The 13070-nt window shown below is 32.9% G+C and carries 10 protein-coding genes; 7 read left to right on the top strand and 3 right to left on the bottom strand.

The window, feature by feature from the left end:
• Positions 1–253: 253 nt before the first annotated feature.
• Both QZU90_RS04185 and QZU90_RS04180 read left to right on the top strand, forming a co-directional pair.
• A complete protein-coding gene (locus QZU90_RS04185) occupies positions 254–1045 on the top strand; it encodes a TrmB family transcriptional regulator (protein WP_295608098.1) in 792 nt (263 codons plus the stop codon).
• Positions 1046–1201: 156 nt separating this feature from the next.
• A complete protein-coding gene (locus QZU90_RS04180) occupies positions 1202–2533 on the top strand; it encodes a prephenate dehydrogenase (RefSeq protein ID WP_296855715.1) in 1332 nt (443 codons plus the stop codon).
• A 105-nt stretch (positions 2534–2638) separates the two neighbouring features.
• Here the strand turns inward: QZU90_RS04180 and QZU90_RS04175 are convergent, their stop codons facing one another.
• A complete protein-coding gene (locus QZU90_RS04175) occupies positions 2639–3730 on the bottom strand; it encodes a glycosyltransferase family 1 protein (protein WP_296855713.1) in 1092 nt (363 codons plus the stop codon).
• 251 nt (positions 3731–3981) lie between these two features.
• Between QZU90_RS04175 and QZU90_RS04170 the strand changes: the two genes are divergently transcribed.
• The 5 genes from QZU90_RS04170 to QZU90_RS04150 all read left to right on the top strand — a co-directional run bounded on the left by QZU90_RS04170 (position 3982) and on the right by QZU90_RS04150 (position 8874).
• Positions 3982–4440, top strand: coding sequence for a ribonuclease domain-containing protein (locus tag QZU90_RS04170; protein ID WP_296855711.1), 459 nt, complete (start codon positions 3982–3984; stop codon positions 4438–4440).
• A gap of 43 nt (positions 4441–4483) precedes the next feature.
• A complete protein-coding gene (locus QZU90_RS04165; RefSeq protein ID WP_296855709.1) occupies positions 4484–4786 on the top strand; it encodes a barstar family protein in 303 nt (100 codons plus the stop codon).
• A gap of 219 nt (positions 4787–5005) precedes the next feature.
• Positions 5006–6832 (top strand): threonine--tRNA ligase, encoded by a 1827-nt coding sequence (locus QZU90_RS04160; RefSeq protein ID WP_296855707.1) that lies wholly within the window; start codon positions 5006–5008, stop codon positions 6830–6832.
• Between the two features lie 366 nt (positions 6833–7198).
• Complete coding sequence (locus tag QZU90_RS04155) at positions 7199–8416, top strand: bifunctional 5,6,7,8-tetrahydromethanopterin hydro-lyase/3-hexulose-6-phosphate synthase (RefSeq protein WP_295606718.1); 1218 nt, start codon at positions 7199–7201, stop codon at positions 8414–8416.
• 131 nt (positions 8417–8547) lie between these two features.
• Positions 8548–8874, top strand: a complete 327-nt coding sequence (locus QZU90_RS04150; RefSeq protein WP_295606715.1) for a zinc ribbon domain-containing protein — start codon at positions 8548–8550, stop codon at positions 8872–8874.
• A 217-nt stretch (positions 8875–9091) separates the two neighbouring features.
• Here QZU90_RS04150 and QZU90_RS04145 read toward each other — a convergent pair whose 3' ends face one another.
• Both QZU90_RS04145 and QZU90_RS04140 read right to left on the bottom strand, forming a co-directional pair.
• Positions 9092–9841, bottom strand: coding sequence for a hypothetical protein (locus QZU90_RS04145; protein ID WP_296855705.1), 750 nt, complete (start codon positions 9839–9841; stop codon positions 9092–9094).
• A 426-nt stretch (positions 9842–10267) separates the two neighbouring features.
• Positions 10268–13070 (bottom strand): Cna B-type domain-containing protein (locus QZU90_RS04140; protein WP_296855703.1); only part of this gene is annotated, 2803 nt, incomplete at its 5' end.

Here is a 13070-nt window from a genome sequence, read left to right as displayed (position 1 = left end):
AAATTTCTTCTGTCATTTATTAAATATAAAATAGAAATATCGTTTTATTGGTTTTTCTCAAATCCTAATATGAAAACGCTTTTTTCCATTTTATCCTTAATTAACTAAACATATTTTTTATAGCACTTATAAATATTTTGTAACTAGCATAGGGTAAAAAGTAACAAAATATTTTTATAAAACAACACTTATACTAGAATATGAAGAAAAAACTTAATCTAAATCTTTAAAATCATTTTCAAGAGGGATTAAAATGGAAAAAATTATAGAATCTTTAGAAAAATTCGGATTAACACGATACGAAGCTAAGGCATATATAGGAATGTGCAATTTAATTACAGGCAAGGCTGAAGAGATTGCTAAATCTTCAGAGATCCCCCGATCAAAAATATATAATACTCTAAAAGCATTGGATAAAAAAGGATTTATTGAAATAACCCATACCAGACCTCTTGAATATAAGGTAGTCCCTCCAAGTGAAATAATCAAAATGAAAAAAGATGAACTGATTAAGGAACTTGAATCCTCCCAAGAGAAACTTGATGAAATCTATAATGACCAAATATCTGAGATACAGGCTCCAGTTTGGCTAGTCAAAACTAGCGAAAATATCATTAATAAAGAGATAGAAATCGTTAAGAGGGCCAGAAAATCAATCAACATGAGAATAGGATACTTGCTTGCGGGGGAAGGTGAAGAGCTTATCAAAGCGTTTAAGGAACTTCCAAGAGGGATTCCGATAAAAATAATGGCTACACCTGAATGTTATATTGATGGCAAAAAAATAGAAATCATAAAGTTGTTTGAAGATGCGAATTTAGACAATCTCGAGATAGAGGAAGCGGATATTAGATTTGTGAAAATAATCATGAGGGATGGGAAAGAGCTGTTCCGTACAATTGTTAAATCTGCGGGCGATGAGAAATCCATAGTTCCGGATAGTTGTGTAGGAGTGCATAACAGATATGACGAGATTTGTCAAAACTTCGATGAACGATTCCTGAATCAGTTCAAAAAGTTGAAATCTAAAAAAGTAAAAAAATAAAGGCAATTAAGGAAATGGATTAACTTATGAAAAATTATAAAAAAGTTAAAAAAGTTATAAAAAAGTTAGATTAATATATAATGTAAGAAAAATAATGATTGGCAAGCCATAAAACTATTTGATAAAAATAATGGCATAAGGATATGGGGAATGAAAATGGCACAGGATGATAATAGCAATATGACAATCATTGGAGGTACACATGGCTTAGGCAGGTGGCTTGCGGAACACTTGAACAATGACTTCAACATACGAATCACAAGTCGTGACGAAAGCTCTGGCAAACCAGTTGCAGAGGAAATAGGTGTTGAATACAGCAACAACAACATTGAAGCGATAAAAGATGCAGACATTATCCTCTTCAGCGTTCCTATAGAACATATGGTGGAAACCATAAGGGAAGTGGCTCCACATGCGCCTGAAGGATCACTCTTGATGGATGTTGCAAGCGTAAAGACAGAACCGTCAGAAGCCTTAGAAAAATATGCTCCAGAAAATGCAGAGATATTGCCATGCCACCCTATGTTCGGTCCAAGAGTCCCTACACTAAAAAGGCAAATCATCATATTGACTCCTATCGAAAACAGGTCCTCTAAGTGGTTGCCTCGTGTAAACGACTATTTAGATAAAACCGATTGTGAAGTTGTAATCACAACCCCAAAGGAACATGACAAGTATATGAGCATCGTCCAAGGATTGACTCATTTTTCATACATTAGCCTAGCTTCAACCATAAGGAAACTGAATATCAGTGTTAAGGAATCCAGAAACTTTTCAAGCCCTGTATACACCATAATGCTGGATATGGTCAGCCGTGTAGTTTATCAGAACCCTTATCTTTACTATTCCATTCAAAAGAATAACAGGGAAACATCAAATGCAAGGGAAACATTGATAAATGAAAGCATATACCTATCAAATCTGATTGAGGAAGGAAAAGAGGATGACTTTGTCAAATCTGTAGTTGAATCAGCAAAGCATTTGGACGGATATGAGGATGCTTTGGCTCGTTCAGATAAAGCAATAAGCATGCTAACCCAGAAATCAAATGTCTTGTCAAAATCAATAGGCAAGGAAGTCGGCTTAAAGCACCAGCACTCTGAAAATGTGCATATGGGAATCGTGAAGGAAGTCGGCGCAAAAAATGTTATACTGGATACTGGGGGCAATGATGAAATTTGCTTCAAGCTTTCCAATGTAGACATAATGTCTGAAAATGAAATCTTTGAATGGAAGAAGAATAACCTTAAACTGGAGTATTTCAATTTATCAGTGCTGTTTCCTTCAAATTGTAATGAGAAATACTTAATTGAAATGTTTAAAAACATTGAACCTGTCATTGATGTGAAAATAGTGGATGTTTATAATGGTGAACAGATTGATGATTCTCAAACAAGCTATACATTCCATTATTCAGTCTTCGATAGACAAGAAAAAGATTATGTTGAAGAATTCATTGAAGGAATTGGCGGAACCATAAGAAAATAATAATTAATATTGAAATAGATATTTGAGAAAAAATAGAAATAGAATAATTAAAGTTAATTAATGAGTTGGTTGACGATTAGTTAAATGATAGAATAGCTATTAAACTTATTTTAAATAACCATCAACTATATCGCAAATGTTGTCTCCTACATTTAAAATAGCTGTTCTATACTCATCTGTTCTTTTTGCAAACTCATCATAATTGTCCATGACTTCAAAAATCTTTTCATCCAAGTCTTCAAGGTCACACTCTACAGTTGCACCTTTGAATATTGAAACCATGTCATGGTATCTGCCCCACTTTACTCTTTTTAATATTACAACAGGCAAATTGCATACCATGGCTTCGTGAAGCATCAATCCGTCATTTGTGAGTACTGCAAGGTCTGCAAGGCACAATAGGTCATTTACCCAATCAATAAAACCAACATTGATCATTTTGCTTTCATCAATATAATCAAGAACTGATTCATTCAAAGGATCACCACATAAAACAAGATTGTACTTATCAGCGTATTTAGAGAATTGATTGATTGCTTGAGCGGTCTTTTCAAATAATGAGGAACCGGATGAAAATACTATGGTTGGCTTGTTTTCATCGAACTCAATTGCATCAGGGTTTTTCTCTTTAGCTTCTTTAGAGTATTCCTTTAACTTTTCCAATGCCTTGTTCTTATCCCCGTGGGTAAGGTTATCACTTACTGGAGAGAAAGACTTTACCATATTGTCTGGAACATCTTCAACTAAAAATAAATTGTTTTCAGGAAGTATGATTGGAGTTCCAATATGACTGCATACTTTAGTGTCTAGTGGAGTAATCAAAAGACTTACAGTAGGAATTCCAGCTAATTTTGCACCAAGAGCGCCAACAATAGCCCCTCCCCCAAGAATGCCTAATTCCAAATCGAATTTCTTGGATTTCAAAAGCTTTCTTGTTTGAAGAACACCTCTAATAGCACGAATACCTGCTTTAATGGTGGTCATGATTGTTGCAGAGTGACCTCCAGCCTGTGGAATAATAACCTTATTCCATCCTATATTATTCTTTTTGAATAATAATCCTGGAGCGGACTCATCCAAAGCGATTTCACAATCATATCCTCTTTTTTCAAGCGCATTGTAAACATTCAATGCTGTACCAGCATCTCCGCCTATACCTCTTCCTGTTACAATGATCAATATCCTTTTCTTATCCACAAAGATTCCTCTCATATGCAAATAAAAATAAATAATAGAAATTTTTGATTTTAATAAACCAATAATTGTACTATTAAATTTATATTCATAATATTTTATATACTTTAAGAAAAATTAATCGGATTAAGAAAGTTTTTTAGAAAAATTATTTAAAAACAGAATATCCCTTAAAAAAACTTAAAAAATTTTATTAAAAATAAGAAATAAATTAAGATTAACCAATATTTTTATAAAATGAAAAGGGATTGAAAATGAAAAATTGGAAAATTATTGGATTGGTATTAATCGTCTTGCTTGCTGTTGTTGCAGTGAGCGGTTGCATTGGAGATGATTCAGACTCTGGCTCTTCTACACTTGCTTTAAATGACATTAATATTACAGAAGATGGGACTTATGACTCTAAGGAAGAAGTTGCAGCCTATATAAGCACATATCACAAGCTTCCTTCCAATTACATTACCAAAGGAGAGGCAAAGGCTCTTGGATGGCATGGTGGAAGTGTTGAAAAATATGCTCCTGGAAAATGCATTGGAGGGGACATATTTACAAACCGCCAATCAATCTTGCCTATAACCCATGAGTATAGGGAATGTGATATTGATACATTAGGTGCATCAAGCAGAGGTCCTAAAAGAATAGTTTATTCAACTGATGACTTTGAAGTTTACTATACTGGAGACCATTATGCAAGCTTTGAGCATTTAACTTGAATTGCTTGTAATCTGCATATGCAAATTACTTAGAAATGATACTATGACAAATAAACTATTGGAAAATAGAAGACTGAGAAGAAAACTAAAAAAGATAATAGATAACATGAATGAAATAGTCTTGTATGGGGAAGAAATGAAAGAGAATCCTCATGAATACATTAAGGAAAAACTGGATTTCCCAGATTATTACGGTGAAAATCTTGATGCATTATACGATTGTCTTTGTGAATTGCCTGATAAAATCATCATTATCAAGGACAGTTCAATTCTTGATAAAGACCTAATAGCTACTTTTAAGGATGCATCAGTAGAAAATCCTGATTTGAAATTAATTTTAGATTAATGCTTATTAATCTAAATTCTTTTTTTATTTTTAATTAAATATCGTTAATTCAAGATTAAATTTTAGATTCATAATTACTTTATTTGAAATCACAATTATTATCATGATTATTATCCGATTATTACTAATAATTAAATAATATAAAAAATAAAGTTATAATATTATTGTGTATATAATATTTATCAATAAATTATTTTTAAAACAAAAACTGGTGAAAATATGAGAGTTTTACTTATTCACTCTGATTATATAAAATATCAAGTAAAAAACAAAACTCCAGTGGCTGAAGAAATAGAGGAAGCTCAAAAAAATGGAGCTTTTGATGAAGCTTTGGTTGTTTTCTCATCCATTGAAAAAGAGGACGAAGAAAACCCAAGCGCTATCGTCAAGAACTTAGTTGCTGAAGTTATAAAAACCAATGAAGAAGTTAATGCAGAAAAAATCGTCTTATACCCATATGCTCACCTTTCTTCATCCCTTGGTGCTCCTAAAGTAGCTGTGCAAATATTGAAAGATGCTGAGGAAGCACTTAAAGAAGAAGGATTGGATGTGTTTAGAGTACCATTCGGTTGGTATAAGGCATTCGAAATTTCTTGTAAAGGACACCCATTATCCGAACTTTCAAGAACCATTACTGCAGATGTCGAAGAAGAGGAAGAAAAGGAAGAGAAAAAACCATCCACCTGGTTAATATTCAAGGATGGTGAAACCTTTGACCCTAAGGAATACAACTATGAAAGCAAAGATTTGGAAAAATTAGTTGCATATGAATTAGGTGAAGGTGCAAGTGATGAAGGAGAGCCACCACATGTAAAGATCATGCGAGAAAAGGAATTGTGTGACTATGAACTTGCATCCGACATTGGAAACCTCAAATGGTATCCTAAAGGTAGATTAGTGCGTGACTTGCTTGCAGATTACGTTTACAATTTTGTAGTTGACTTAGGTGCAATGCCTATCGAAACTCCAATCTTCTATGACCTTGCAAATGATGCTATCAGGGAACATGCAGCTAAATTCGGTGAAAGACAATATAAAACCGCAACTAAAAAAGACTTAATGCTTAGATTTGCATGCTGTTTCGGTGCATTCAGAGTTCTTGGTGAATCTTTCTTAACTTGGAAAAACTTGCCTGCTAAGGTTTATGAATTATCCACTTACAGTTTCAGATTCGAGAAAAGAGGAGAAGTTGTAGGTCTTAAGAGACTCAGAGCATTTACCATGCCTGATATGCACAGTTTCTGTGCTGACATGCCACAAGCACTTGAAGAGTTTGATGCTCAAGTGGACATGTGTGTTCAAACCGGTGTAGACCTTGACGTTAACTACGAAGCAATCTTCAGAGCAACCAAAGACTTCTACGATGAACACAAGGACTGGATGGAAGCAACCGCTAAAAGAATAGGCAAACCATTATTACTCGAAATCTTGCCTGAAAGAAAACATTACTGGTCCTGTAAAATTGACTTTGCAGCTATTGACTACTTAGGAAGACCTATTGAAAACCCTACTGTACAAATAGATGTTGAAAGTGGTAGAAGATTCAACATCGAGTATGTTGATGAAAATGAAGATGCTCAAAACCCAATCATCTTACACTGTTCCCCTACCGGTAGTGTGGAAAGAGTTATCTGCAGCTTACTTGAAAACACTGCAAAAGAAGATGGAAAAGCTCCAATGTTACCAATTTGGTTAAGCCCATCTCAAGTAAGAATCTTGCCAATAGGTGAAAAACACTTAGACTATGCTAATGAATTGGCTGACAAGATTGCAGCAGAAAACATTCGTGTAGATGTTGACAACAGCGATGACAGAGTAGGTAAGAAAATCAGAAACGCTTCTAAAGAATGGATCCCTTACATTGTTGTAATTGGTGACAAGGAAATTGAAACCAACAATTACAATGTGACTGTAAGAAAAACTGGTGAGAAAGTTGACATGACTGCAGATGAACTTATCGCATCAGTTAAGGAAGAAACTGAAGGAATGCCATTCAGAAGACTTCCTTTACCAAGAAACGTTGCTGAAAGAATTAATTTCAAATAAGTTGATTAAATCAACTTATAATTTCTTTTTTTTTAACAGTTTTTCATTTGTTCGTATTATTTTTAACTAATTTTTAACTAATTTTTTAATTTATTTTTAGATTAATTTTAAATTTTTTTAGATAGGCTTAGATAAATTTTTTAGAATTGATTTTTAAAATTATTTTTTAATTTTTCTTACTCTTTTTCAAAATATAATTACTTAACTATATATTGTATTAAAATCATAAATTATATTGTATAAATACTTACTATATTATGAAAGTAATAATGGTAATATTTAACTAAATAATACAAAAATGACTTAAAAATGATTTAAATTAAAAATCATGATTATAAAATTATTCTTGAAATTGGAGGATATGAAATGTTTATAGGAGAAGCTCTTATCGGAGACGGAGACGAATTAGCACACGTTGATTTACTTATTGGTGAAAAAGACGGTCCTGTAGGAAACGCTTTTGCTAATGGATTAAGCCAATTATCTGTTGGACACACCCCATTACTCAGTGTAATCAGACCTAACTTAATTACCAAACCAGCTACAATCATTATTCCTAAAGTAACTGTTGGTGACTTAGATGATGCAAGCAAAATCTTTGGACCAGCTCAAACTGCTGTAGGTAGAGCTGTAGCTGATTGTGTAGAAGAAGGAATCATTCCTAAAGACAAGGCTGAAGATTGGGTAATTAATGCAAGCGTATTCATCAGCCCAGCTGCTCAAGATTACAGAAAAATCTACCAATACAACTATGCAGCAACCAAACTTGCAATCAAAAGAGCATTGAAAGGTTACCCAGACATTGACAAAGTATTATACGAAAAAGATCGTGGAACCCACGCAATTATGGGATTCAAAGCAATCAAGCTTTACGAACCACCTTACTTGCAAGTTGCTCTTGACCTTGACAATGAAGAGGCAATGGCAAGAATCATTAAACAACTCCCTAACAGAGAAAGAATCCTCCTTGAAGCAGGAACTCCTCTCGTTAAAAAATTCGGAGTTGGAATTGTTGGAAAAATCAGAGAATTGGCACCAAGTGCATTCATCATTGCTGATTTGAAAACTTTAGACGTGGGAAGAGTGGAAGTTAAAATGGCAGCGGATGAAACTGCTGATGCAGTTGCTATTTCCGGTCTCGGTACCATTGAATCAATTGAAAAAGCAATCCACGAAACTCAAAAGCAAGGTATTTACTCTATCCTCGATATGATGAATGTAGATAACTTCACTGATAAAATCAAACAACTCAACCCAGAGTTCATGCCAGACATTGTTCTTTTACACAGAAATGTTGACCTTGAAAGTAAACTTAGAGCTGAAGGTAAAAACCTTGATGACGTAAGTGCATGGGGTAACATTAAAGAGATTAAAGAACTCACTGGCGGTCTTGCTGCAGTAGCTGGAGGAATCACCCCAGAAAAAGCAGAAGAAGCATTTGAAAAAGGTGCAGATATCATCATCGCAGGAAGATACATCATTGGTTCTGGTGACCCAAGAAGAGCTGCAGAAGACTTCTTAGCTCACATGCCTGTAGATCCAAACCACATGAGAGTGGTTATGGAAGACGATGAGCAAATTTAAGTAGTCATCGATTGATTAAAATTATTATGCATTAGCTAATTAGATAATTCTAATTAGCTATTTTTTTTAAATAATTTTTTAATGTTCAACTGATTTAAATCATTTTAAGTGAAATTAATTAAGGTGAAACAATGGCATTTTGCAATTCTTGCGGTAGACCAATGGGAAGAAATGACTATGGAAGCAATGAAGACGGAAGTCCGAATATGGATTACTGTAAAGACTGTTTCCAAAATGGAGAGTTCACTGAACCTGACATTACCGTAAATGAAATGATCATTAGACATGCAAAAAGAATGATGAAAAGGAATCCGGATTTGCGTGAAGAGGAAGCAACTGGATTACTCTGCAATTTCCTTCCAAACTTGAAAAGATGGAATCCTAATCCTGATGATGAGATTGATGAGGATGAGGAACCTGTCATGGGTTACAGAGGAAATGCAAGAGACATGTTCTAATTAAAAAAGATTTTTATAAATTTATAGAAGTTTTTTGAAGTTTTGACTTCTATAATTTAACTATTTTTATTAAAAACTTTAAAACTGATTAAAAAATAAAAAGATGCTATTTTTATTAAAAACTTTAAAAAAAGTAGAAAAAATAAACCATTAAATACTAATTTTGAAAATATTGAATTTTAGAGTTTTTAAGAATATTGATATGAAAAATAGATATTTATTGTATTCTTAAAATAAAGTTTTTGAATTTATCCAAGAGATTTTTATAGTGAATGACTTTAACTTTCTCGTTATATAAATCTTCTTGAGATCTTTCGTATTTTTTGAGTAATGCAATGTATTCCTTTTGCAATTCCACATAATCGTCAAAGGAATATGAACTTGAACTGGATGTGAACTGTTCATTGCTTATGAATTCAGAATCTATGAGAGAATCAATACTTTGTGAATTTGATTTTTCGTTCAATAAATTCAAATCATCGTTTAAATCTGCAATGATGAAGTTCTTATCTTCCAATTGTTTTCTTAAACTGGCAATGGTGTTTTGATTTTCTTCAAGCTGCTCTTTCAAGCCAGAGCAATCTTCTTTTAAAACAAGTAATTTTTCGTTGGATTTCGCTAATTCCATTTCTCTTTGATCTAATTTTTCAGAAAGTGCTTTCAATTTAGAGGAAGTTGTCTGTAAATCTTCATCAGCAATAGTGAAATTTTTGGTTAATTTCTTGTTTTCTTCCAATAGCATGATGTTAAACAATTCTAAAGCTGATTTCAATTCATCAAACTCGTTGAATTCTTCTGCTTGATCTGCAGAAATGATAAAGACTTCTTCCTTATCCTCAAAGATATTGTCAGATTTAGATACGGTGACCTGAACCTGTTCTGTCTTATAGGTCTTTTTAGTACCATCCTTCAATGTCCTATTGTAAGACCTAAAATATTTTTTAACAATACCTTTTACGAAATCCATAATATTCCCTCTAGAATGTAACCTATTAACAAAAATTCATTGACAAAACTTGCAGCATGTTACAAACTTGTCAATAATATATCATTATGATATTAGTTATATTATTTATATTATATAAATTTTTTAAAAAATCCTTAGTTCGAATGAAAATTAAAAATATTTAAAAATATTCGATTGGAAATAAAAATTTTTTAAAAAATTTATAAGAATTAAAATAATTTAAATAAAAAACATAAGAAATGTTTTAAAAATTCAATTTATTAAATTTGAAATAAAACTTATTAAAATACGACGACATCATCAATAAAAGCTAATCAGCAATTTTAATACTTTGAGATTAATACTTTGAGATTTTAATAAAATAAAAAAAAATAAAAAAAATAAAAAAATAACTAGAAAGAATCTAGTTATTATATTGTATTTTGATTATTCTTTCCTGCATCTTAGAGCACTTCCACAAATAGCCATTAAAGCTATTAAAAGAACCACTAATGGGTTACCTGTTTTTAAAATTTGAACAGGTGGGACAGGCTCATCTGGAGTAGGTTCAGGCGGTTCAGGGACAGGTTCATCCTCTTGGACGACCTCAATAGTAGCGTTATCATAGTTATTTGAAGTGTTAACATCGTAAACAGAATTGTTTACAGTCGCATTGTTTGTAAAGTTTCCAGCGGAAAGTGCTTTACAAATTATGTCTAAAACAGCTTCTTCACCATTCGCTAAGTCACCGATTGACCAAACACCAGCAGCCGCATCGAAAGATCCTTTAGATGAAGTGTAACTTACAAATTTAGTACTTGAAGGCAATACATCAAGTACGTAAGCATCAATCGCATCACAAGGTCCTCTATTAACGACTTTTATAATCCAATGCATTGTATCATTCACATTATACTTAGGTTTATCAGATGATTTAATTAATACTAAATCGACGTAAGGAAGAACTTCTGTAGTATCATTGTCGTTATTATTAGTATAATTAGACTCATGAGTAGTAGTATTTACAGAAGCAGGGTTTGTAATGTTTCCTACACCTGAAGTATTAGTTTTTAAAGTAATGGTTTCACTAGCACCGTTAGCTAATGTGCCAACAGTCCATACACCATCTACATATTTACCTTTGGATGCTTTGTAATTGAGTAATACAAGGCCATCAGGTAAAATATCTTCAACTTTAACATCTAAAGCTTCACTTGGGCCGTTATTAGTTATTTTTATAGTCCATGAGACTATTTCACCTAAATAAACTTTCTTAGAATCAACAACCTTTATTATGACTAAATCACAAATCGGATCAACTCTTGTAGTGTTATTTGCTTCATTATTTGTATAATCTGATTCTGGAGTAGTAGTATTAACAGTAGCAATATTAATAAAAGTACCATTAATAAGGACTTTAGTAACTAAGACAAGAGATACTGGAGTATCCTTTTCTAAAGTACCAATAGACCACTCACTAATAACCTCATTAAAATTACCAACACTAACTCTATAACTAATTAATTCCATTCCTTCTGGAAGGATATCTTTTACAATGACATTAGTTGCGTTATGCGGACCGACATTTACAACTGTAATGTTCCATTCCACAACATCTGAAACATAACAGCTTGTGCAATTGACTGCTTTTGTAATGACTAAATCACAAATGTATTCAGCTTCAGTTACATTGGTTGCATTATTATTTGTATAGTTAGTTTCATTAATAGTTGTATTTACGGAAGCATTGTTTCTGATAGTTCCATTAATGAGAACTTGGGTAACTAAGACAATGGATACAGATTGATCCTTATCTAAAGTACCTATAATCCATTCATGGGTATCATTATTATAAGTTCCGCCTCTTACATCCACTAATTTAAGACCTTCAGGTAAAACATCTTTTACAATAACGTCTAAAGCAGTGCTTGGGCCGTGATTGACAACAGTGATATTCCATTCTACCAAGTCATCTACATAACAATGTGTAGTGTTAACAATTTTGGTTATAGCTAAATCACAAATAGGTTTACCAGTGGTATTGTTGGTATTGTTTGTTTCGTTGGTTAAATTGGAACCAGCGGTAACATTGTTTACAAAAGTACCATTGGTTAATACTTCAAACCATACTGTAAAGTTAGCTTTTTCACCTACAGCAAGAGTACCGATTAAGGTCCACTTACCCTCATCATCATAATTCCAGTTACGACTACCATTTTCATATTTGATATAAGCTAATGCTGTGTGATCATAATCAGTATCAACAACATAAACTTTATCTAATACACAGTCCCCTGTGTTTTCAACTACGATAGTAAATCTAGTAGTATTTCCGACATAAACTTCCTTGTCAAGAGTTACCTTAATGACTGTCATGTTAGGATTATACGCTTTAGTTTTATTAGTTCCGTTGGTTTCGTTGGTTAAATTAGACTTAGCGGTAACATTGTTCACTAAAGTACCGTTAGAGAGTACATTAAAGTAAACAGTGAAGTCAGCAGTAGGATTATCTGTATTAAGATCACCTACTAAAGTCCATTTAGTACCATCATAAGTCCAATCACGAGAACCATTTTCATACCTGATATACTCTAAGCCAGCGCTATAGTCAGTATCAACTACATAAACGCCACTTAAATTACAAAGACCTTCATTAGTAACTACAATAGTGAAGCTAGTCACATTACCAACGTAAACGATTTCATCGTTAGCAATTTTTTGAACAGTCATATTAGGAATACTTATATGAGTATTGGTAACTGTCCAATTATAAGCAGTGCCGTTAGTGATAACTACAGTATAATTATCAACGGAAACTTCACGAATAGTATAGTTGATTAGTTCACCATTTTCATAAACGTCTAAGTCAGGGAAAGTAAACTTCCAACCATTAGCTTCAGTCAAGTTGGTTTCATTAATCTTTACACCATTAGCAAACAAGTAAACAGTTACATTGTTAGGCCTAAGACCATCACGATTATCTGAGTCATTCCAAACCTTGGTCACATTCAATTCAGTAACAACAGGAATATGAGTGTTGTTCAAGATGAAATCATTGCCCACTTGAGTAATGTTGACAGTATAGTTAGCTACAGCAGTCTCATTAACAGTATAAACGATTAATGCTCCGTTGCTGTATTTGTCCAATTCAGGGAAAGTCCATTTCCAATTGTTCTCCTCAGACAAAACAGTACGGTTGATCTCAGTGCCATCAGCATACAAGATAACAGTCACACTAGGAGGTCTGACA

Source organism: uncultured Methanobrevibacter sp. (genome assembly GCF_902784195.1).
In the GTDB taxonomy this organism is placed as follows: domain Archaea; phylum Methanobacteriota; class Methanobacteria; order Methanobacteriales; family Methanobacteriaceae; genus Methanobrevibacter.
This window is presented reverse-complemented; position numbering and strand designations above follow the sequence as displayed.